This is a genomic window from Pseudomonas cimarronensis (genome assembly GCF_049331905.1).
GTDB lineage: Bacteria > Pseudomonadota > Gammaproteobacteria > Pseudomonadales > Pseudomonadaceae > Aquipseudomonas.
In genome coordinates this window covers 3,746,525-3,768,177 of the sequence record NZ_CP186283.1, presented here as the reverse complement: position 1 = coordinate 3,768,177, position 21,653 = coordinate 3,746,525, and the positions used below count along the sequence as shown (strand labels likewise).

General features: G+C 62.3%; 20 protein-coding genes. 10 read left to right on the top strand and 10 right to left on the bottom strand.

Going from position 1 to position 21,653, the window contains the following annotated elements; all coding sequences use genetic code 11:
- The first annotated feature begins 20 nt into the window (after window positions 1–20).
- On the top strand, window positions 21–2,516 hold the full coding sequence (locus ACOCLD_RS17610; RefSeq protein WP_422910095.1) for a circularly permuted type 2 ATP-grasp protein: 2,496 nt from the start codon (window positions 21–23) through the stop codon (window positions 2,514–2,516).
- Entirely contained in the window at window positions 2,513–3,409 is an 897-nt protein-coding gene (locus ACOCLD_RS17605; protein WP_422910094.1) for a transglutaminase family protein, read from the top strand. Before ACOCLD_RS17610 ends, ACOCLD_RS17605 begins: the two co-directional genes overlap by 4 nt.
- Here the strand turns inward: ACOCLD_RS17605 and ACOCLD_RS17600 are convergent.
- The 7 genes from ACOCLD_RS17600 to ACOCLD_RS17570 form a co-directional block, all read right to left on the bottom strand.
- Window positions 3,406–4,347 carry a DUF808 domain-containing protein gene (locus tag ACOCLD_RS17600; protein WP_422910093.1) on the bottom strand — a complete coding sequence of 314 codons (942 nt, stop codon included), beginning with the start codon at window positions 4,345–4,347 and terminating at the stop codon, window positions 3,406–3,408. The genes ACOCLD_RS17605 and ACOCLD_RS17600 overlap by 4 nt on opposite strands.
- A gap of 1,092 nt (window positions 4,348–5,439) precedes the next feature.
- Window positions 5,440–6,354 (bottom strand): glycerophosphodiester phosphodiesterase, encoded by a 915-nt coding sequence (locus ACOCLD_RS17595; RefSeq protein WP_422910092.1) that lies wholly within the window; start codon window positions 6,352–6,354, stop codon window positions 5,440–5,442.
- Between the two features lie 167 nt (window positions 6,355–6,521).
- Entirely contained in the window at window positions 6,522–7,094 is a 573-nt protein-coding gene (locus tag ACOCLD_RS17590; protein ID WP_422910091.1) for a HupE/UreJ family protein, read from the bottom strand.
- Between the two features lie 173 nt (window positions 7,095–7,267).
- A complete protein-coding gene (gene ureG / locus ACOCLD_RS17585; protein WP_422910090.1) occupies window positions 7,268–7,882 on the bottom strand; it encodes an urease accessory protein UreG in 615 nt (204 codons plus the stop codon).
- A gap of 19 nt (window positions 7,883–7,901) precedes the next feature.
- Window positions 7,902–8,576, bottom strand: coding sequence for an urease accessory protein UreF (locus ACOCLD_RS17580; RefSeq protein ID WP_422910089.1), 675 nt, complete (start codon window positions 8,574–8,576; stop codon window positions 7,902–7,904).
- Window positions 8,573–9,073: an urease accessory protein UreE gene (ureE, locus tag ACOCLD_RS17575; protein ID WP_233686479.1), complete on the bottom strand. Its 501-nt coding sequence runs from the start codon at window positions 9,071–9,073 to the stop codon at window positions 8,573–8,575. Before ureE ends, ACOCLD_RS17580 begins: the two co-directional genes overlap by 4 nt.
- Before the next feature lie 164 nt (window positions 9,074–9,237).
- Window positions 9,238–9,828, bottom strand: a complete 591-nt coding sequence (locus ACOCLD_RS17570; protein WP_090256045.1) for a TetR family transcriptional regulator — start codon at window positions 9,826–9,828, stop codon at window positions 9,238–9,240.
- Window positions 9,829–10,036: 208 nt separating this feature from the next.
- On the opposite strand from ACOCLD_RS17570, the gene ACOCLD_RS17565 reads away from it, so the two are divergent.
- On the top strand, window positions 10,037–11,152 hold the full coding sequence (locus ACOCLD_RS17565) for a ferredoxin reductase (RefSeq protein WP_422910088.1): 1,116 nt from the start codon (window positions 10,037–10,039) through the stop codon (window positions 11,150–11,152).
- A gap of 16 nt (window positions 11,153–11,168) precedes the next feature.
- The gene (locus tag ACOCLD_RS17560) at window positions 11,169–12,257 is read left to right on the top strand and encodes a fatty acid desaturase family protein (protein WP_422910087.1); all 1,089 of its coding nucleotides are present in this window, start codon (window positions 11,169–11,171) and stop codon (window positions 12,255–12,257) included.
- 77 nt (window positions 12,258–12,334) lie between these two features.
- Here ACOCLD_RS17560 and ACOCLD_RS17555 read toward each other — a convergent pair whose 3' ends face one another.
- The gene (locus ACOCLD_RS17555) at window positions 12,335–13,063 is read right to left on the bottom strand and encodes a class I SAM-dependent methyltransferase (protein ID WP_422910086.1); all 729 of its coding nucleotides are present in this window, start codon (window positions 13,061–13,063) and stop codon (window positions 12,335–12,337) included.
- Window positions 13,064–13,188: 125 nt separating this feature from the next.
- Between ACOCLD_RS17555 and ACOCLD_RS17550 the strand changes: the two genes are divergently transcribed.
- Window positions 13,189–14,079 carry an esterase/lipase family protein gene (locus ACOCLD_RS17550; protein ID WP_422910085.1) on the top strand — a complete coding sequence of 297 codons (891 nt, stop codon included), beginning with the start codon at window positions 13,189–13,191 and terminating at the stop codon, window positions 14,077–14,079.
- A gap of 140 nt (window positions 14,080–14,219) precedes the next feature.
- Here the strand turns inward: ACOCLD_RS17550 and ACOCLD_RS17545 are convergent, their stop codons facing one another.
- Together ACOCLD_RS17545 and ACOCLD_RS17540 are read right to left on the bottom strand one after the other, a co-directional pair.
- On the bottom strand, window positions 14,220–14,546 hold the full coding sequence (locus tag ACOCLD_RS17545; protein ID WP_422910084.1) for a Rieske (2Fe-2S) protein: 327 nt from the start codon (window positions 14,544–14,546) through the stop codon (window positions 14,220–14,222).
- 125 nt (window positions 14,547–14,671) lie between these two features.
- Window positions 14,672–16,966 carry a TonB-dependent hemoglobin/transferrin/lactoferrin family receptor gene (locus tag ACOCLD_RS17540; RefSeq protein WP_422910083.1) on the bottom strand — a complete coding sequence of 765 codons (2,295 nt, stop codon included), beginning with the start codon at window positions 16,964–16,966 and terminating at the stop codon, window positions 14,672–14,674.
- Between the two features lie 130 nt (window positions 16,967–17,096).
- On the opposite strand from ACOCLD_RS17540, the gene ACOCLD_RS17535 reads away from it, so the two are divergent.
- The 5 genes from ACOCLD_RS17535 to ACOCLD_RS17515 all read left to right on the top strand — a co-directional run bounded on the left by ACOCLD_RS17535 (window position 17,097) and on the right by ACOCLD_RS17515 (window position 21,646).
- Window positions 17,097–17,771: an energy transducer TonB gene (locus tag ACOCLD_RS17535; protein ID WP_422910082.1), complete on the top strand. Its 675-nt coding sequence runs from the start codon at window positions 17,097–17,099 to the stop codon at window positions 17,769–17,771.
- 20 nt (window positions 17,772–17,791) lie between these two features.
- Window positions 17,792–18,862, top strand: a complete 1,071-nt coding sequence (locus ACOCLD_RS17530; RefSeq protein ID WP_422910081.1) for a hemin-degrading factor — start codon at window positions 17,792–17,794, stop codon at window positions 18,860–18,862.
- Between the two features lie 83 nt (window positions 18,863–18,945).
- Window positions 18,946–19,845: a heme/hemin ABC transporter substrate-binding protein gene (locus ACOCLD_RS17525; RefSeq protein WP_422910080.1), complete on the top strand. Its 900-nt coding sequence runs from the start codon at window positions 18,946–18,948 to the stop codon at window positions 19,843–19,845.
- Entirely contained in the window at window positions 19,842–20,879 is a 1,038-nt protein-coding gene (locus ACOCLD_RS17520) for a FecCD family ABC transporter permease (RefSeq protein WP_422910079.1), read from the top strand. Before ACOCLD_RS17525 ends, ACOCLD_RS17520 begins: the two co-directional genes overlap by 4 nt.
- The gene (locus ACOCLD_RS17515; protein WP_422910078.1) at window positions 20,879–21,646 is read left to right on the top strand and encodes a heme ABC transporter ATP-binding protein; all 768 of its coding nucleotides are present in this window, start codon (window positions 20,879–20,881) and stop codon (window positions 21,644–21,646) included. The genes ACOCLD_RS17520 and ACOCLD_RS17515 overlap by 1 nt, the downstream gene beginning before the upstream one ends.
- Window positions 21,647–21,653 lie beyond the last annotated feature (7 nt).

The following is a 21,653-nucleotide window of genomic DNA, read 5'->3' as shown; positions in this document are numbered from 1 at the left end:
TGCCTTTTATCGAGCCTGCCATGCCCGACCTGCTTGCCGACTACCCCCTGACGCCAGGGGCTTACCACGAACTGTTCGACGCAGACGGTCAGGTGCGTCCGCACTGGCGCCTGTTGCTGGAGCGTCTGCAGCGCAGTAGCCCGGCGCAGCTGGCGCAGCGTCAGGCTCTGCTGGCGCGGCAGATTCAGGAAAACGGCGTGACCTATAACGTCTACGCCGACCCCGATGGCGCCGACCGGCCGTGGGAGCTGGACCTGCTGCCCAACCTGATTCCCGCCGAAGAGTGGCAGCAGATCGCCGCTGGCGTGGCGCAGCGTGCCACTTTGCTGAACAGCGTGCTGGCCGATCTCTATGGCCCGCAACAGCTGCTGGCCGATGGCCTGCTGCCGGCTGAGCTGGTGTTCGGCCACAACAACTACCTGTGGCCCTGCCAGGGCGTACAGCCGCCTGGCGGCACCTACCTGCACCTGTATGCGGTGGATCTGGCCCGCGCCCCGGATGGCCGCTGGTGGGTCACCGCCGACCGCACCCAGGCGCCGTCTGGCGCGGGTTATGCCTTGGAAAACCGGCAGATCGTCTCCCGCGCCTTTCCCGAGCTGTACCGCGACCTGCGCGTGCAATACCTGGCCGGCTTCTTCCGCACCCTGCAGGACACCCTGGCGCGCCAGGCCCCTGTTGCAGGCGGCGAGACGCCACTGGTGGTGCTGCTGACGCCGGGGCGTTTTAACGAGAGTTATTTCGAGCACCTTTACCTGGCGCGTCAGCTCGGCTATCCGCTGGTGGAAGGCAGCGACCTGACCGTGCGTGATGCCAAGGTCTACCTGAAAACCCTGGCTGGCCTGCGCCGCGTGCATGCGGTACTGCGCCGTCTGGATGATGACTTCTGCGACCCGCTGGAATTGCGCACCGACTCGGCCCTCGGCGTGCCCGGCCTGCTCGAAGCGGTGCGCCAGGGCCATGTGTTGGTGGCCAATGCCCTCGGCAGTGGTGTGCTGGAATCCCCCGGTTTGCCGGGCTTTCTCCCAGCCATCACAGAAAAACTGCTGGGCGAAGAACTGCTGCTGCCCTCTATCGCCAGTTGGTGGTGCGGCGAGCCGCCGGTGCTGGACAAGGCTCTGGAGCAGCTCGACGAGCTGCTGGTGCGCGCCAGCTTTCCTTCGCAGAGTTTTGCTCCGGTGTTTGGCCGTGATCTGGACGAGGCGCAGCGTGCCGAATTGGCCGAACGCCTCAAGGCGCGGCCTTATGCCTATGTTGCGCAGGCGTTGGCGCAACTGTCGCAGGCGCCGGTCTGGCAGCCGGAAGAAGGCCAGCTGGCGCCGCGAGCCATTGGCATGCGGGTGTTTGCCGTGGCCAGCGCCGAGGGCTATCGGGTGATGCCCGGTGGCCTGACTCGGGTTGCCGCCGAAGCCGACGCCGAAGTGGTGTCGATGCAGCGCGGCGGTGCGAGCAAGGACACCTGGGTGCTGGGTGAACGGCATGCCGGCGGCGAACCCTGGCAATGGCTGCGCCCGCTGGGTGTGGCCGATCTGGTGCGCAGCGACCCCTACCTGCCTTCGCGGGTGGTGGAAAACCTCTATTGGTTCGGTCGCTACAGCGAACGCTGCGAAGACGGTGCGCGGCTGCTGCGCATCATGCTGGCGCGCTATGTGGATGACGACGATGATCCGCAAGCGCTGCAAACCGCCCTGAACCTGGCCGAGAGCCTGGGTCTGCTGCCGGATGCCGACAGCGGCGAGTTGCAGCAGCGCCTGCTTGAAGCGCTGCTCGGCGAAGACTGGCCACACAGCCTGCGTAGCAATCTGCAGCGCCTGCAGTGGGTGGCCGGTAGCGTGCGCGGCAAGCTGTCTCAGGCCAACTGGCAGGCTCTGCTCGAACTGCAGCGTGAGGCCCAGTCACTGAGCAGCGAGCAGGCCGACTTTGGCGAGTTGCTGGATTTTCTCGACCGCCTGCTGCTGTCGCTGGCGGCGCTCTCAGGCTTTGCCCTGGACGATATGACCCGCGATGACGGCTGGCGTTTTCTGATGATTGGCCGCTGTATCGAACGTCTGCAGTTTCTTTGCGACAGCCTGGCCAACTTCCTCACCAGCAGCGCGGCGCAGGATCAGTCGGCTCTGGCGTGGCTGCTGGAACTGGGCAACAGCAGCATCACCTACCGCACCCGTTACTTGGCCTCGGCGCAGCTGATTCCGGTGCTCGACCTGTTGCTGCTGGATGAACAGAACCCGCATGCCGTGCTGTTTCAGGTGCGTACTTTACTGCGCTCGCTGGCGCGCCTGGGCGAGCGTTTCGAGCTGCCCAGCGAGCGTCGGCTGAAACACCTGGAAGGGCAATTGCTGCGCTTCAGCCTGGCCAGCCTGGAGAACCCGTTGTTCGGTGCTGGTAGCGTGCAGGACGTGCTCGACGGTCTGGCGGCATTGCTCAGCAGCATCAGCCAGGCCAGTGCGGAGATTTCCGATCGCCTGGGGCTACGTTTCTTTGCCCATGTCGACGCCAGTCAGCGGACGCAATCCTCATGAGCAGCGCCTTCTACCAGATTCTGCATGACACCCATTACCGTTATGCCGCGCCGGTATCGCTGGCCCAGCAGCTGGCCCACCTGTGGCCGCGCGCCTGCCCCTGGCAGCGCAATCATGAACAGCAGCTGTTGGTCAGCCCACAACCCTGCCAGCGTCAGGATGCTTTGGACGTATTCGGCAACCCGCTGACCCGCCTGGTGTTTGAGCGTCCGCATGATGAGCTTATGGTCAGCGCGCGGCTCAAGGTCGAAGTGCTGGCGCGGCCAACGCTGGATCTGCAGGCGTCACCGCCCTGGGAAGATGCCTGCACGGCGCTGCGCTACAGCGGCCAGACGCTGCTGCCCGGCATTCTTGAGGCCACGCGTTTCCGCTTCGAGTCGCCCTATGTGCACCTCAAACAGGTGTTCAGCGACTATGCGGCGGATTGCTTTAGCCCCGGCCGGCCGCTGCTGGCGGCGGTGGATGGGCTGATGCAGAAGATTTTCAGCGAATTTAGCTTTGATGCCGCCGCCACTCAGGTGGCGACGCCGCTGTTACAGGTGCTGGAGGAACGCCGCGGTGTGTGCCAGGACTTCGCCCACCTGATGCTCGCCTGCCTGCGTTCACGCGGCCTGGCGGCGCGCTATGTCAGTGGTTACCTGCTCACTCAGCCGCCGCCCGGCCAGCCCCGGCTGATCGGCGCGGATGCCTCGCACGCCTGGGTCTCGGTGTTCTGCCCAGAGCAGGGCTGGGTGGATTTTGACCCAACCAACAATATCCGCCCGGCGCTGGAACATATCACCCTGGCCTGGGGCCGCGACTTTGCCGATGTTTCACCGCTGCGCGGGGTGATCCTCGGCGGCGGCAGCCACGACCCTGAGGTGCAGGTGACGGTGCTGCCGTTGGCGAGTTAGCGCTTGATCACTTTCCACACGCGCGTGGCCAGGCTGACCAGCAGCAGGGCCACGGCGCCGGCGATGATCCCGGCGACGGCATTCAGCAGGGTTGGCAGCAAGGCCGCGAGCAGGCCGCTGCTGGCCGCCACGCTTTGCGCCAACTGGTCGATCCACGCCTGCGCGGCATGTACGCCGTGGGTAAGGATGCCGCCGCCGACCATAAACATCGCCGCGGTGCCGAGAACCGACAGGGTTTTCATCATATAGGGCGCGGTAAACAGAATGCCGCGGCCAATGCTGCGTTGCAGGCGGCTGCCCAGGCCGTCGCCATCACGCTGGTTAAGGTAGAGGCCGGCGTCATCCAGCTTGACGATCCCCGCCACCAGGCCATACACCCCAACCGTCATCAGCAGGGCGATACCCGAGAGCACCGCGACCTGCTTGCCGAAGCTGGCCAGGGCCACGGTGCCCAGGGTGATGGCGATGATTTCTGCCGAGAGGATAAAGTCGGTACGGATTGCGCCTTTGATCTTGTCCTTCTCGAACGCCAGCATGTCCACTTCAGGGTCGGCCACGGCCTGCAGCAGTTCCTGATGCTGCGCCTGATTATCGGCCTTGCTGTGGAGGAACTTGTGCGCGAGCTTCTCGAAGCCTTCATAGCAGAGGAAGGCGCCGCCAAACATCAGCAGCGGCGTCACCGCCCAGGGCGCGAAGGCGCTGATCAGCAGGGCGGCAGGCACCAGAATCAGCTTGTTCTTGAACGAGCCCTTGGCCACCGCCCAGACCACCGGCAGCTCACGGTCTGCGCGTACGCCGCTGACCTGTTGGGCATTCAGGGCCAGGTCGTCGCCGAGTACGCCAGCGGTTTTCTTCGCGGCGACTTTGGTCATTACCGCCACATCGTCGAGCACGGCGGCAATATCATCGAGCAGGGTTAACAGGCTAGCGCCGGCCATGGGGCGGATTCCTTTCTGTGGTTTCTGGGGGACGAATCGCCAGGCAGGACTGCAGGCGATGGTGCGCAGATTTATACGTGAGTCAGCAGGCATCAGCCATAGGCGGCAAACCTTGTTTTGCCGCAGAGCACGAAAAAATCGGCCGCAAATGCTATGCAGATGCGGCGGTATTGCGAGTGCGGCATCGCCCTTGATCTGTCGGTAGACAGGCAGGCGATGTGGGAGAGGCTTTAGCTGCGATTGACCCGATGGAGCGCTGAAAGCGTCGCGACTGAAGCGGAACGCCGCCCGGCCCCTCCCACGGAAGCGGCAGCTTTTCTGTCGTGAGACTAGTCGTTACTGCTACCACTGGCGCCACTGGCATAGGCGGCGAGCAGGCTGCGTAACAGGTCATTGAGCGGCATGGGCGTATCTCCTGGGGCGATGGAGTGACGTTACGCCTGTACCCGGTGGCTGGGCTGTTGATTGTTTTGATGGGGCCCATAGTCGCAAGCCGCTTTGGCGTTATGCACAGCCACTGCGGCAGAGCTTGCGCATTTGTGCACAAAGACTGTGGAGTGAGCTGTGGATAAGGTGGGCGTAGGCGCTTGCAGGCTTAGTCGTGCGGCTTCTTGCGAGCTTTGTGCGTTTTTTGATCAGCCGTTTATTTATCGTTAAAACAACAAGTTAGCCTGGTTATTCAGGGTGTTGTGGGGTAGCGCTAAAGTTGTCCACGGCTACTGTGGGTAGAGTTGTTGATAACTCTGGTATGCCTGGCTGAAGGGCTTACAGAACCTGGTTTTGCGCCACTTGATCGTTTTTTGAACAGTTCGCCGCGGCCTTGCAATACGTCATTTTCAGTGCTTCGAGTCAAGCAATAATCGCGTTATTTCAAGGGTTTGCCGCAGCGCTGCGGCGCCCGGCGGATAACTTATCCCAGGTTGCTGTGGAGTGATCTGTGGATAAGCTGCGCGCGCTTGTGTTGAGGCCACAGCGGGCGTGGCCTGAACGCGGTAGGTTGTTTTTTGTACAGCGCCATCCTTGGCGGTCAGCCCTTCGGGGCTGTTGCGGAGCGACGTCAAAAATCGCTCCGGCGATTTCTTATACAGTGGGCTATTCGGTTTCCAGAGCGCTGATCTGCGTCGAGCGGCCAAGTACCTGCAGGGCGCGGTCCGGGTAATCGGTGATCAACGCGTGAGCGCCCAGGTCGAGCAGACGGCGCATGTCCGGCTGTTCGTTGATGGTCCATAGCTGCACATTCAGCCCACGTTGTGTGGCGGTCTTGAGCAAGCTCGGGCTGGCAATGTGCAGGCCATCGTGGGCCTCGGGAATCTGCAGCGCCTGGTAGGAGGGCGACAGCAGGTTGCCCAGGCCGACCCAATTGAGTGCCACCAGCAGGCGCACCGAGCCGGGGCCAGCGGAGGTGGCCACGCCCGGGCACTGTTCGCGGAACAGCTGCAGGCTGCGGTCATAGAAGCTGCCAACAATCACCTTGTCGCGCTGCTGGTGGGCGGTGAGGGCGTCACATAACTGCGCTTCCATACCGACATCCGGCACCTTGATCTCGATCACCTTGGCGATATCGGGGAATCGTTCGAGCACCTCAGTAAAGGTCGGGATACGCACGCCCTGGCCACGGTAAGGGTAGCTCTGGCCGCCATCGGCGCTCCAGCGGTAGCCGGCGTCCAGTGCTTGCAGCTGCGCCAGGCTGAGCGCGGCAACCGGGCCTTCGCCATTGGTGGTGCGATCCAGTGTGCGGTCGTGGATCACCACAAGCTCACTGTCACTGGACAGGTGCAGGTCCATCTCCAGCATATCGACACCCAGCGCGCTGGCACGCTCGAAGGCAAACAGGCTGTTCTCCGGCCACAGGCCTTTGCCGCCGCGGTGGGCAATCACCAGCGGTTGCTCGGCAAAGCGGCTAAGCATTGCGGTGGGTTGGGCTGGTGTGCTGGTCAGGGCCAGTACGCCGATGGCGATGGCCAGCAACAGCAGTGGAACAGAGAGAAAGCGGGCAACGCGTAGCATGGTCAGGGTCCAGGGCAGTCAGGGATGAGCTTGAATACACTTCGACTATGACAAAGCCATGAAGGCCATACGAGAGGCGAAATGCGCCAGCCTAGCGACCTTTGCGGTCAGGGATGGTTGGCGTGGCGGATGCGGGCGGACGCTGACCGTCCACCCGAACCTGCAACTCAGCCTGCCAGCAGCCAGGCGCCGGTCACGGCTGAAGCCGCGCCGAGTACGCGCACCACCGGTGCAGCGGCCTGGGGCAGCAGGCGCACCAGGGCATAACCGCTGGCGTGCAGAGCGGCGGTGGCCACCACGAAGCCTGCGGCATAGCCCCATGGGCTGGCCAACTCCGGCAGCTCCAAACCGTGGGCGACGCCGTGGGTCAGGGCGAACAGTGCAGTCAGGGCGATGGAAATAACCATTGGCAGGCGGATGGCGACGGCCACCAGCAGACCAAACGCCAGTACCGAAGCGGCGATGCCGGTTTCCATCAGCGGAATTTCCAGGCCGTTAAAGCCCAGCAGGCCGCCAATCAGCATGGTGCCAACAAAGGTCAGCGGCAGCGCCCAGCGCGCCGCGCCGGATTGCTGCGCGGCCCATAGACCAACGGCGAGCATCGCCAGCAGGTGATCGAGGCCGAATACCGGGTGCGTCAGGCCGGCCATCAGTCCGGAGTGATCGTGGCCAGCGTGGGCGAAGGCCACGGCGGGGCTGAGAAACAGGGCGAGGGCGAACAGGGATTTACGCAGGTTCATGGGGTGTCTCCTTGACTGAATGGGTTGTACTTAGAACCTGTTTACGATCTCGCGAGCTAGAGCCAGTCAAGGCAAAAACAGCCGAGGAAGCGGAGTTTACGAGCTGTAAATGAGCATTCCGAGGCTGTTTTTAACGCCGAATGGCCGACGCGCAGCAGATCGTAAGCAGGTTCTCAGGCTGCGTTGAGCATGCCGTGCTGTTCGATAAAGGCGATGATCTGATCAAGCCCCTGGCCGATCTTCTGGTTGCTTAAGACAAACGGCTTGTCGCCGCGCATCTTCAGGGTGTCACGCTCCATCACCTCCAGTGAGGCGCCGACCAGTGGTGCCAGGTCGACCTTGTTGATCACCAGCAGGTCGGATTTGCAGATGCCTGGACCGCCTTTGCGCGGCAGCTTGTCTCCGGCAGATACGTCGATCACGTAGATGGTCAGGTCCGACAGCTCCGGACTGAAGGTGGCCGAGAGGTTGTCGCCGCCGGACTCGACGATGATCAGGTCCAGGCCCGGAAAGCGCCGGTTGAGCTGGTCGACTGCTTCCAGGTTGATCGAGGCGTCTTCGCGGATGGCGGTGTGCGGGCAACCGCCGGTTTCCACGCCGATGATCCGCTCCGGCACCAGAGCTTCGTTACGCACCAGAAACTGCGCGTCTTCCTGGGTGTAGATGTCGTTGGTCACCACCGCCAGGTTGTAGCGCTCGCGCAGGGCCAGGCACAGGGCCAGGGTCAGGGCGGTTTTGCCGGAGCCGACCGGGCCACCGATGCCGACACGCAGGGGTTGGCTGTTCATCTTCAAGTCTTCCTTATCATCAAGAACGGAATAAACGGCTGTACTGACGCTCGTGCGCCATGCTCGCCAGGGCCAGGCCGAAGGCGGCGCTGCCCCAGTGTTCGGGTTGTAGTTCACTGGCGTGGCGCTGCGCCTGGTCGAGCATCGGCAGCAGCTCTGAGGTCAAACGCTGGGCGGCTTGTTGACCTAGCGGCAGGGTTTTCATCAGCACCGCCAGCTGGTTTTCCAGCCACCCCCAGAGCCAGGCGGCGAGGGCATCTTCTGGCGTGATCTGCCAGGCCCGTGCTGCCAGTGCCCAGCCCACAGCCAGGCCGGGTTCTTCAAGTTCGTTGAATAGCTGCTGCGCTGGCGAGTCCAGTTCCGGCAGACCGCTGAGCAACTGCTGCAGGGAGTAACCCATCTGCCGGCTTTCCAGGCGCAGCTCGCGGGTTTCGCGGCTGGCGCGTTGCTGTTCGGCGAGGTGGCGCAGTTGGGCCCAGTCTTCGTCGGAAGCAGCCTGGCAATGGGCAAGCAACAGCGGCGCTTCAAAGCGCGCCAGGTTGAGCAACAGTTGATCGGCAATCCAGCGCTGGGCGCTCTCGGCGCTATCGACTCGGCCCTGTTCAACGGCCATTTCCAGGCCCTGGGAATAGCTGTAGCCGCCAATCGGTAGCTGCGGGCTGGCGAGCCTCAACAACTGCCAGGCGTTATTCACTTGCGCGCACCGAATTGATGCAGGCGTGGCGCATAGCTGAATTCGGCATCGCCGGCATGGGAGTGGTGATGGCCGCCGCCGTAAGCCCCTTGCTCGGGTTGGTAGGGCGCTTCGATCAGCTGCACCGTGGCGCCGAGCTGCTCGAGCATGGCTTTGAGCACGTAGTCATCCGGCAGGCGCAGCCAGCCATCGCCGAGTTGCAGGGCCACGTGACGGTTGCCCAGGTGGTAGGCGGCGCGCATCAGTTCGAAAGGGTTGGCGCAGGTGACGTGCAGCAGCGGCTCGGGTCGGGCGAGTACGCGCACGATGCGGCCGTCTTCGGCTTGCAGGCATTCGCCATCGTGCAGCGCCGGCTGGCCGCGTTCGAGGAATAGGCCGACATCCTCGCCGGTGCGGCTGAAGCAGCGCAGGCGGCTTTTGCTGCGGGCCTCGAAGCTCAGTTCGAGTTCGGCGTCCCAGTTGGGCTGGGCGGCAATACGGCGGTGAATCACCAACATGGGGCAGTTTCCGGCAGTTCAATGCCAGTTATAGAGCAAGGGTCTTGCCAAACTGCTGCCTGGCCGCATGATGCGGGCTGTACGGTGGGTGTCGTGCCTAAGTATTGGGCATTGAGGGCTGCGCTTTGGTGCGTGCACGAATTGTGTGCGCAGTTGTGGTGCGTTTAGTCGTTGTGCTGGCCCAGGCCTTGCCAGTGCTTGGCACCGATAAAGATAAAGCGCAGCTGCTCGATCATCTTCGCTTCGGGGGTGGCATGCCGTGGTAGGGCGCGGGCGGGCGGATCGATCAGTTCGGGCAGGGTGGCGAATACGGTCTTGACCACCAGGTCGGCCAGCACGTTCTGTGCTGGCGTATCGAAGTGCTGCAGCTTGGGCATCAGCGCCAGATCCGCCACCAGGTCAGCGGTGATACGTTCACGCAAAGCGCCTACGGCCAGGCGCACCGGCAACGAGCCACCGTACTGTTCACGGGCGAGAAACAGAAACTGCGAGCGGTTGGCCGCCACGGCGTCGAGGAAGATGCGCACCGAGGCGTCAATCACGCCGCCCAGTTCGAATTCGTGGTGGCGTACCTGGCGAATGGTTTCGCGAAAGGTCTCTCCCACTTCGGCCACCAGGGCCAGGCCAAGGGCATCCATGTCGTCGAAGTGTCGATAGAAACCGGTCGGCACGATACCGGCGCAGCGCGCCACTTCGCGCAGACTCAGGCTGCCAAAGCCACGGCCGCTGTCCATCAGGCTGCGGGCGGCGTCCATCAGGGCGTGGCGGGTTTGCAGTTTTTGTTCGGCGCGCGGTTGTAGTGGTTTCAAACTTCAGGGCTCGGCATGGCGTTCAGCACCGCACTCTAACAAAGCGGCGTTGTAGACGTCGAACCGCGGCGTGTGTTGTATTTGAGTGTACGAGTGTTGACTGAGTGGTGGCTGCTCTGTCAGTCTAGTGAACAATTGTTCACTGGAGTCGCTCATGACCCTGATCCCATTTGCCTGGGTGCGCGCCTGTTCACGGTTGTTAGGGCCGTTACGATGGCTGGTTGCGCACGGCTGGTTGCGCGAAAGCGATGTCGACGCCGTGCTGGTGCTCTTACACCCGGCATTGCGTCTGAACCGCGTGTTCGCCCGGGTAACCCAGCGCCAGTGGGTGGCCGATGACATGCTCGAACTGACCTTGCAGGCCAACGGCAACTGGCGCGGCGCACAGCCAGGTCAGCACCTGCAGCTGTACCTCGAACGTGATGGCGTACGCCTGAGCCGCAGTTACAGCCTGACTGCCGTGCAGGCCAATGGTCGCGTGCAGATCGCCATCAAGCATCAGGCGGGTGGGCGGGTGTCGCCTTACCTGCTGGAACACTTGGCGGTGGGGGATGTGCTGGAACTGGGCCCGGTGCAGGGCGAGTTGAGTTGGCCCGAGAAGCCGGACGCTGTGCTGCTGCTTGCGGCGGGCAGTGGCATCACACCGCTGCTGGGCCTGCTGCGTGCCGCGCTGGCGCAGGGTTTCAGTGCGCCGATCACGCTGCTGCATTACGTGCGCGAGCAGGGCCAGCGTGCTTTTGCTGGCGAATTGCAGGCGCTGCAGGCGCAGTACAGCAACCTGCAGGTGCGCTGGTCGCTGACGGCAGCCATTGCCGAAGCCGGAGAATTGACCGGGCGCTTTACGGCTGAGCATCTGCACTCGGTCACCGCGCTGCACCAGTGCCGTGTGCTGGCCTGTGGCCCGGCTGGCTTTGTTGCCCAGGTGCAACACTGGTGGCAGCACGCGCAGGTGCCCGGAGCACTGCAAGTAGAGGCCTTTACCCCGCCAGCATTCAATGCCGTCGAGGGACTGCGTGCGGTGCGCCTGGGTTTTGCCCGCAGTCATCAGCAGATGCAGGCCGATAACCAGCGCAGCCTGCTGGAACTGGCTGAAGCGCAGGGTTTGCAGCCGGCCCATGGCTGTCGTCAGGGCATCTGCGCCAGCTGCACCTGCACTCTGCTCAGTGGCACGGTGCGCGATATGCGCAGTGGTGCGCTGTTCAGCGAACCGGGGCAGCCGATTCGTTTATGCGTCAGCGCGCCCCACGCTGATCTGGATATCGATCTTTAACTTGCGAGGTAACCCCATGCGCGCTGACCGTCACCTGTCCGCTGCCGAGCTGGATGCATTCGGCCATGAGCTGGATGCGCTGCGCCAGCGCACCCTGGCCTCGCTTGGCGAGGCGGACGCCCGCTATATCCGCCGCATTCGCGCAGCGGTACGTTTCTGTTGCTGGAGTGGGCGCGGCCTGCTGATGCTTGGTTGGTTTCCGCCGACCTGGTTGCTCGGCACCTTGCTGCTGGGACTGGGCAAGATTCTGGAGAATATGGAGCTGGGGCATAACGTCATGCACGGTCAGTACGACTGGATGAATGACCCCGAGTTTGCCGGGCGCAACTATGAGTGGGATATCGCCGGGCCGAGCGACTTCTGGCGGCACACCCACAACCATGTGCACCACATCTGGACCAATGTGCTGGGTATGGATGATGACGTCGGCTATGGCGTGGTGCGGCTGTTTCCCGAGCAGCGCTGGAAGCCGTTCTACCGCTGGCAGCCGCTGTGGGTGACGATTCAGGCGCTGTTGTTCCAGTACTCGGTGGCGATCCAGCACTTGCGTCTGGACAAGGTCTACAAGGGCAAGCTGAGCAAGGCCGAAGTGCGTCCGCTGATCAAACAGTTCAACGCCAAGGTACTGCGTCAGTGGGGTAAGGATTACCTGTTCTTTCCGCTGCTGGCGCTGCTGATCGGCGCCAATGCCCTGGCAGTGCTCGCCGGTAATACCGCGGCCAACCTGATCCGCAACCTGTGGACCTTTACGGTGATTTTCTGCGGTCACTTTACCGAGCAGGCAGCGGTGTTCAGCAAGGAGTCGGTTATCGGCGAGAGCCGCGGGCACTGGTACCTGCGCCAGTTGCGCGGCTCCAGCAACCTGAATGGCGGGCCGCTGTTTCATATTCTGACGGGCAACCTCAGCCACCAGATCGAACACCACCTGTTCCCCGATCTGCCGGCGCGGCGCTATGCGGCGATGGCCGTGGAGGTGCGCGAGATTGCCGAGCGTTATGGCCAGGTCTACAACCACGGCAGCCTGTGGCGGCAGTTCAGGACGGTGCTTAGACGTATCTGGATCTACCGCCGGCCTCCGGTCGAGGCCGTGCCGGTGGGCGCTTAACGGCGTGAACCATTCATCCTACGGACGTACGCCGTAGCCCGGATGCAATCCGGGGCGCTTACATCCGGGCTACAAGGTCAGCGGGTAAACACGCACGTCAGGTAGCGATTGCTAAAGCCGTAGCGCAGCATCGAATACAGCCGACTGAACAGGTACAGCGGGTGCTGGCGGTAATACAGCAGCACGGCATTGCCGACGCCTTCGCTGCGGTGCTGTTTCTGTTGATCCACCTGTTTCGAAAATAATCCTTTGAACTGCCACCACTGAATCTGCTCCAGGTGCTGGTGGGCATGCAGCCCGTGCTGGCGGAACAGCGCATAAAAGCTGCGTTTGCTGAAATCATGCAGGTGGTGAGGATTGCCATCCAGGGTTGGAGTGATCGGCACCGATGCAATCACTTTGCCGTCTTGCACCAATAAACGCGCATAGTTGGCCAGCAGTTGCTGCGGACGCGGCAGGTGCTCGATGGTTTCCAGGCTGACAATGCAGTCGAAGCCCTCGGCGTCATGGAACTGTTCGGCGTCGGCGCATTCATAACGCAGGTTGGGCAGCTGGTAATGCTCGCGGGCGTAGGCAATGGCCGCAGGGTCAATGTCCACGCCAGTGATCTGTTTGTCAGGGTTGCGCTGGGCCAGCAGGGCGGTGCCATAACCGCAACCACAGGCCATATCCAGCACGCGCTGGCCGCTCAAGTGGTCGGCGGCGAACTCGTAGCGCTGCATGTGAATATGCAGGCTGGCCTGGTCATCCGGGTTCTGCGGGTTGAGGTCCTTCGGGTAAATCCGTTCGATGGTATGCATGGTCATGGCAGCGCAAAGAGGAGCCGGGACTATATGCCAGGCACGCACAGCTCGCCTACCCAATACGCGGCCCTGGCACGTTTTGTGGTTCGCACTTCTTTCTCGGCGATATGACACAAGGATGGTTGGCTATGTCGAACACGACTGCACCCCGTTACCCCCTGATTCTGGTGCCAGGTTTACTCGGTTTTGTCAGCCTGCTCGGTTATCCCTATTGGTATGGCATCGTCACGGCGCTGCGCCGCCTCGGTGCACAAGTCTTCCCGGTGCTGGTGTCTTCGGTGCATTCCACTGAAGTGCGCGGCGAGCAACTGCTGCTGCGCATCGCCGATGTATTGCGGCAGACTGGCGCAGAAAAGGTCCATCTGATCGGCCACAGCCAGGGCGCCCTCACTGCACGCTATGCGGCCGCACTAAAACCCGAGTGGGTAGCGTCCGTGACTTCGGTGGCCGGGCCCAACCATGGTTCGGAACTGGCGGACTTTCTCAAACGCAAAGCCCCGCACGGCAGTCTGCGTGAGCGCATCTTGAGTGCCTTGCTGCGTGGCGTGGCCCGTTGCATGGCCTGGCTGGAGCGCGGCTATAAAGGTGAGCCACTGCCGATGGATGTCGCAGCAGCGCAGCAATCGCTGACCCGCGAGGGTGTGGCGGCCTTCAATGCGCAGTACCCGCAGGGCTTGCCGGAGGTCTGGGGTGGTGAGGGCGCGGCTGAGGTCAACGGCGTGCGCTACTACTCCTGGTCCGGCACCCTGCAGCCGGGTATCACCAATAAAGGTGGCAACCGCTTCGATGGGCCGAATGTTGCCTGCCGGCTATTTGCCAAAACTTTTCAGCGTGAAGCGGGGCAGTGCGATGGCATGGTCGGGCGCTACAGCTCACACCTGGGCGTGGTGATCGGTGATCAGTACCCGCTGGATCACTTCGACATCATCAATCAGACCTTCGGTCTGGTCGGCAAGGGCGCCGAGCCGGTCAAGCTGTTTGTCGAACATGCGCAGCGCTTGGCGGCTGCTGGACTTTAAGCTTCGTTTAGCAGGCCGTTGCAAAACGTAGGCGAGGCAGGCAAGACAAGGCGAAAACGGCCGAGGAAGCGGAGTTTACTGGCTGTAAATGAGCATTCCGAGGCCGTTTTTAACGCAGTATTGCCAACGCAGATAGTTTTTCAACGGCCTGCTAGCTCGACCCAGATGCCCTGTTCATCCTCGCGGATGGCAAGCTCCTGTAGCGATTGCCCGGCGCAGGGGCCGGCGACGCATTCGCCGGATTCGATCAGAAACAGTGCGCCGTGGGTGGCGCATTGGATCAGGCTGGCGCTGTGATCGAGAAACTGGTCGGGCAGCCATTCCAGCGGGATGCCGCGGTGCGGGCAGCGATTGCGATAGGCATACAGCTTGCCGTCCTTGCGCACGGCAAGCAGCTTTTCACCGGCAATCTCGAAGCCCCGGCTCTGGCCCTCGGCCAACACATCCGGTGCACATAAACGCAACATAAGAACCTCCCCGACAGGCCGGCATTATGCCGCCCTGGCGTGGAAGTGAAAGAGGAGGGCGCATCCTTGCGCCAAGTGGAACGCTTTTCGCGACGGGTTAATCGCGTGGTAGACCTGTTGCCGGGTCAGATTTCCCAGATCAGGTTGACCGCAGCATAGCGGCCCGTTTGGCTAAAGCGATCGAGCGCGACTGAATTGCTGTCCAGCCCTTGAACATCGCCCCACTGCCAGTACTGCTTGTCGGTCAGGTTATACAGACCACCATTGACCGAAAACTGCTCGCTGACTTGCCACCAGCCATTGAGATCCAGTGTGCCGTAACCGGAGGGCGCGAACTGTTCGTTGATTCGCGCAGCGGCTGCCTGGGTGTCGTCGATCCGTTCTTTGGCGGCAACCAGTGTCCAGGTCAGCCCTGCACCGTAGTTGCTGCTTGGGGCGGTGTAGTCGATGCCCATGACCGCTTTCAGCGGGTCGACACTGTTCAGCGGGTTGCCGCTTTCATGATCTTTGCCACGCGCGTAAGCAATAGCACCCGTTGCACGGAAGCCCCTGAGCCCCCACTGCTCAAGGAACAACTCGCCCTTGGCTTCGGCACCACGGATGGTGGTTCGGTCGAGGTTCTGCTGTTGATAAGTAAGCAGGCCAGTGCCGGTTGGGTCTGCCGTGGTGACTTGTTCGATAAAGTCCTTGTAACGGTTGTAGAACAGCGCCACGGAGAAGCTGCCCTGATCATATTTGCCGCGCAGACCTATCTCGTAACTGTCGCTGTTCTCCGCCTTCAAGCTGTTGTTGGCGAGGTATTGGTAGCCGTGTCCAGGATTGGAAAATTCGCCGTAGATATCCACGGCTTCAGGGGTTTTGAAACCTGCGGCGTATTGCCCGTAGACGCTATGGATGCCGTCGATGTCATAGGTCACGCCAAATTTTGGCGATATGGCGTGGTCGCTGTAGTTGGATGGATTCTGATCCTGGCGGTTGGCATTGAGGTACTCAGGTGTAACGTCAGGTTTAAGTGTGTAGTGGTCGTAACGCAACCCTGGTAGCAGGGTCCAGCGACCAATTTCAATGCTGTCCTGAATAAAGAATGCGTACTGAGTGGTGGTTGGATCGGGGAAGTCGCTGAGTGGTAGTTTTTCCGCTGTCGGGGAAACGGGAACGTCGGCCCCTGTATCGGTGAAAATTTCTCCGCCTTTACGCAAGTTGCTGTTTTCTAAGCGCTTGGCATCAAGGCCGTAGACGAGCGTGTGGCTGGTATTCTCAGTCTGGAACCTCTTGTCAAACTGTACATTCAGGCTCCATAGGTCTTCCTCGTAACGCGAGTCCCGAGTGCGTTGGCGCTCCCGCGTTCCAGGTGGTGGCGTCGGAATAGTATTGGCAGCGCTCCAGACTCGGCGTGTCTGCTCTGTTCGTTGGCGTATTTCACTGTCCTGGTAGCTGAGTTGCCAGTTGATGGTATCGACGGCGGCAAGGTCCACAGCGAAACGATGCTGCAGGCTGAGTCGTTCGCGGTCTGTACTGTCCTTGGCCTCGCTGCGGTCGATCAATGCATTGCTGCGCATGATGCCAAAGGTAGGCGTCGAGCTGAATGAGCTGTATTCACTGAGAACATCGCTATTCACATCGTTTTGTAGGCGCTCATAGGCCAGTTGCAGGCGGTCGGTGTCGTTATAGTTCCAGCCGGCTTTAACGAGCAGGTTTTCTTCAGTGACGTCCTGGGTGTTGGCTTCACCCCTGGCGTTACCTATGCCGCCTTGGCCACCGTGTGTCTTGATTTCGTGACCGCTGCGGTGACTGAGTTGCAGCACTCCATCAACCTGCCCAACACGGCCTGCCAGGGTCGAGCTCTTTAGCCAGCTTTTATCTGAACTGTCATAGCCGGTTTTCAGGCGGGCATAGACGTCATCGCCCTCATCAAGATAGTCGGCCGCGTCCTTGGTCAGAAAGCTGACCACCCCGCCAATGGCATCGCTGCCGTAGAGTGAGGATGCTGGGCCGCGGATGATTTCCACCTGCTTAACCGAATCGAGATCGATGTAATTGCGGCGAGCATTTTGAAATGGGCCGAAAGCGAATTCGCCAGGCACGCTGGTGCCGTCCACCTGAGTCAGCACCCGGTTGCCACCAATCCCGCGGATGTTGAAGCCGCTCAGGCCAAAGCGGCTGCCGGTGCCACTGACGGTGACGCCGGGCTCGTAGCGCACCAGATCCTGAATGTTCTTCACGTTTTTCTGATCGATATCACGCTCGGTTTGCACCGACACAGTGCTGGGCACCTGATCGAGGGTTTGCTCAGTGCGGGTCGCCGTGACGGTGACTGTATCGAACTGATTGGGGGCTTTTTCGGCGGCTAGGGCCAGCGAAGGGCTAAGCAGCAACAGGGCAAGCCAGGGACGACGGGCGAATGGAGGACTTCTGTGCATGGGGACTCCAGGGACATACGGGCGGTTACTCTGACCGCCGGGTTGGCATCGGCCGGCACGCTAAACCATGTTGACACGCCAATGCAAATAATTATCAAATAGATTCGTATTTAAAATGGTGCGCGTCGGCATGCTTCGTCTTCTGCTTTCCCTGCTGCTGTCACTGGCGCTGCATGTCGCCGGTTGGCTGCTGTATGGCGTTGCGCAACCTCCGGAATTAAATGCCGCGCATGCCAGTGTTCAGGCCGCGCAGCAGCACATCACGGCTGTGCTGCTGGCACCAGCGCCGGTTGAGAACAAGATGCCGGCGGCACCAGCGCTACCGCGCAAGCCGGCGGCAGTGCAGGCCGTTAAGCCGGCCGTTACGCCTCAGCCGAAACCTGCTCCGGTATCGGTGCCATCGAAGCAACCGGTCGCACAGGCTGCTCCGCTTGAGAGCGCCAGCCGGCAGGCCGTTGCTGCAGCACCGGCTCTGCTTGAGCCAGCCACGCCGGCCAGTTCACGCGTTGTGGCTGAAGTGCTCAGTAGCAAACCGAGTTTTCGTGAGCCGCCGCGTCAGCCGCGTTATCCGTCCCAGGCGCGCCGCCGGAATCAACAGGGGGTTGTTCTGCTGGAGGTGCGCCTGGATGAGCTGGGGCGGCAGCGCAGCCTCAATGTGCTGCGTTCCTCTGGCGTTGAGAGTCTTGATCGTGCGGCGTTGCAGGCTGTTGCTGCATGGCGCTTCAACCCTGAAACCACAGATGGCCAGGCCGTGCCCAGCCGGGTCCATATCCCGATCCAGTTTGCCCTGACGGCAAGCCGGTGATTACCAGTGAGGAGCTTTCCATGAATACCCATGCCCAGCCTATTGCGGCTACCAACGATCTCTACCTGGCCTGGCAAGTCCTGCGCAATGAGCAACCGCGCCTGCGCGCACGTGACGCCGCCGAGCGTCTGGCGGTCAGCGAGGCCGAGCTGGTTGCCAGCCGGCTTGGGGTCGATACCCTGCGCTTGCGCCCTGAGTGGGCGCAACTGCTGCCCGCTTTGGGTGAGTTGGGTTATGTGATGGCGCTGACTCGCAATGAGCATTGCGTGCATGAGCGCAAGGGCTACTACCGCGAAGTGACTGTTACCGGCAATGGTCAGATGGGGTTGGTAGTGTCGGCGGATATCGACCTGCGCCTGTTCCTCGGCGGCTGGGCCAGTGTGTTTGCCATTGAAGAGCAAACTGGCAAGGGCACCCAGCGCAGCATTCAGGTGTTTGATCGCCAAGGCACAGCGGTACACAAGGTGTTCCTCACCGAGGACAGCCAACTGCAAGCCTGGGAGCCGCTGCTGGAGCGTTTTGCGGCAGCTGAGCAAAGTGCTGCTCTTGACCTGCAGCCTCTGCCGTCGGCTACTCCAGCCCTGGCTGATGAGGTGATCGATGCCGATGCCTTGCGTGTGGGCTGGTCTGCTCTGAAAGACACTCACCATTTCTTTGCCTTGCTGAAAAAACATGGCACCACCCGCACCCAGGCACTGCGTCTGGCGGGGCGTGAGTGGGCCGAGCCGCTGGATGTGTGCGAATTGCCGAAGCTGATGGAGCAGGCTGGTGCACGGGAAGTGCCGATCATGGTGTTTGTCGGCAACCGCCACTGCATCCAGATCCACTCCGGACCGGTGAAGAACCTGCGCTGGATGGACACCTGGTTCAATGTGCTGGACCCTGAGTTCAACCTGCATCTCAAGACCACGGGCGTGACTGAACTGTGGCGCGTGCGCAAGCCCAGTACCGATGGTGTGATCACCAGCTGGGAGGCCTTTGATGCTGACGGCGAACTGGTGGTGCAGCTGTTCGGTGCGCGCAAACCGGGTGTTCCTGAGCGCGAGGACTGGCGTGCCCTGGCCGAAGAAGCCGTGGCAGTGTCGGTCTGAATCGATTTTCCGCTGTGGTTACAGCGCCGCGTCCCTGGCTTGACCGGGGCCGGCGTTCACCTCTGTTTCCTTAGAGAATTCTCATGAAGCGCCTTAGTTCTCTGCTCGCCCTGAGTGCGAGCTTGTTGTCCTGTTCCTGGCTGATGGCCGCCGAGCCGTTGCCGCAACGCTGGATCAGTTCCGGCGGCTCGCTCAGCGAGTGGGTGGTGGTGTTGGGTGGCGAAAGCCGTCTGGTCGGGGTGGATAGCACCAGCCAGCATCCCGAGTCGCTGCGCGCGCTGCCGAGCATTGGTTATCAGCGCCAGCTGGCGGCCGAGGGCATGTTGACGCTGCGCCCGGATATTTTGATTGGCAGTGAAGAGATGGGCCCGCCGCCGGTGCTGGCGCAATTGCGTGGTGCTGGTGTACGGGTGGAAATGCTCTCGTCCAAGGCGGATCTGAGCAGTTTGCAGGCCAGCCTGCAGCGCATCGGCACGTTGTTGGGCGAGCCGCAACGCGCCGATCAGGCCTTTGCGGCCTATCAGCAACGCTTGCAGCTGCAGGCCGACTGGTTGGTGACCGCGCAGCGTCAACAGGCGGCGCCTGGCGTGCTGCTGTTACTTGGGCATGCCGGCGGTAGCCCGATGGCGGGTGGCAAGGATACTTCGGCCGATTGGCTGATCGAGCGCGCCGGCGGGCGCAACCTGGCCAGTCACAGCGGTTTCAAGGCCCTCTCCACCGAAGCCCTGCTGGCGCTTGATCCGGAGGTGGTGATCATCGCCGACCGCAGCCTGTCCGGTGACGCCGCGCGTGAGGCATTGCTGCAGCAGAACCCGGCGCTGGCGGCGACCCGGGCAGCGCGTAACCAGCGTTTGCTGATGCTCGATCCGACGCTGCTGGTCGGGGGGCTTGGCCCGCGTTTGCCGGATGGGCTGGCGGCCTTGTCCGCAGCCTTTTATCCTGCCAGCCAACCTCTGGTCGCCGAAGCTAAGCCCACGCCATGAATCCTGTTATTCGACCGCGCTCACTGTTTATCGCACTGAGCCTGTTGCTGGCGCTTGCGCTCTGGTTATCCCTGGCACTGGGGCCGGTCAGTCTGCCGCTGCTCGACACCCTCAAGGCAGCACTACGCCTGCTTGGCTGGGCGCAAGCGGGTGACGAGTTGGTCCAGGCCGAGTTGATTCTCGGGCAGATTCGCCTGCCACGCACCTTGCTCGGCCTGCTGGTCGGCGCGGTGCTGGCGCTATGCGGCGTGGCGATGCAGGGGCTGTTTCGTAACCCGCTAGCTGACCCTGGGTTGATCGGGGTATCCAGCGGCGCGGCGCTCGGCGCGTCGATTGCGATTGTCGGTGGTGCGGCACTGGGCGGCTTACCGGAAGCATTCGCGCCGTATCTATTGTCGTTGTGTGCCTTTATCGGTGGGCTGGGGGTGACGGCGCTGGTCTATCGCCTGGGCCGGCGTGACGGCGAAACCCATGTGGCGACCATGCTCCTGGCCGGTATTGCGCTGACGGCATTGGCCGGTGCGGCCATTGGCCTGTTCACCTACCTGGCCGATGACGCCACCTTGCGCACCCTGACATTCTGGAACCTGGGCAGCCTGAATGGCGCCAGTTACGCGCGTCTGTGGCCGCTGCTGTTGGTCACGGCAGCGGTGGCGCTGTGGTTGCCGCGCCGAGCCAAGGCCCTGAATGCCTTGCTGCTGGGCGAGTCTGAAGCGCGCCACTTGGGTTTTGCGGTTGAGCGAATCAAGGCTGAACTGGTGTTCTGCACCGCCCTTGGCGTCGGCGCGGCCGTGGCGGCGGCAGGGATGATTGGCTTTATCGGCCTGGTGGTGCCGCATCTGGTGCGTCTGCTGGTGGGACCGGATCATCGCGTGCTGTTGCCAGCCTCAGCCTTGGCGGGTGCCAGTCTGCTGCTGCTGGCGGATCTGGCCGCGCGGCTGGTGCTGGCACCGGCCGAATTGCCGATCGGTATCGTCACGGCGCTGATTGGCGCGCCGTTCTTCCTTTATCTCTTGCTGCGGGGGCGTACCTGATGCTGCGCGCGGAAAATCTGGCGGTACAGCGCGGCCCGTGCACGGTGTTGGCGGATATCAACCTGGAGCTGCGTCCGGGGGAAGTGCTCGGCGTGCTGGGTCCAAATGGTGCCGGCAAGAGCACCTTGCTCGGTGCTTTGTGTGGCGAGTTGCAGCCGAGCCACGGCGCTGTCTGGCTGGATCAACGGCGCTTGCAGGACTGGCCCGGCAGCGAGCGTGCGCAACGCCTGGCGGTGTTGCCACAAACCTCGACGCTGAATTTTGCCTTTCGCGTGGAAGAAGTGGTCGGCATGGGCCGTTTGCCCCATGCGAGTGGGCGTGTGCGTGATGCGCAGATTATCAAGCAGGCGCTGGAGGCGGCCGATGCCTTGCATCTGGCCGGGCGCAGTTACCTGGCGTTATCCGGCGGCGAGCGTCAGCGCGTGCACCTGGCGCGGGTGCTGGCGCAGCTCTGGCCGGGCGGCGAAGGGCAGATGCTGCTGCTCGATGAGCCGACCTCAATGCTTGACCCGCTGCATCAGCACACCACATTGCAGGCCACTCGAGCATTCGTCGAGCAGGGCGCAGCGGTGCTGGTGATTCTTCACGATCTCAACCTGGCCGCGCGCTACTGCGACCGCTTGTTGCTGCTGGAGCGTGGTCGCCCTCATGCGCTCGGCAGCCCCGAAGAAGTGCTGCGCGCCGAACCATTGCAGGCGGTGTTCGGTCTTGAAGTGCTGGTGCAGCAGCATCCAGAGCGTGGTCACCCTTTAATCGTTGCTCGTTAAGGTCTTG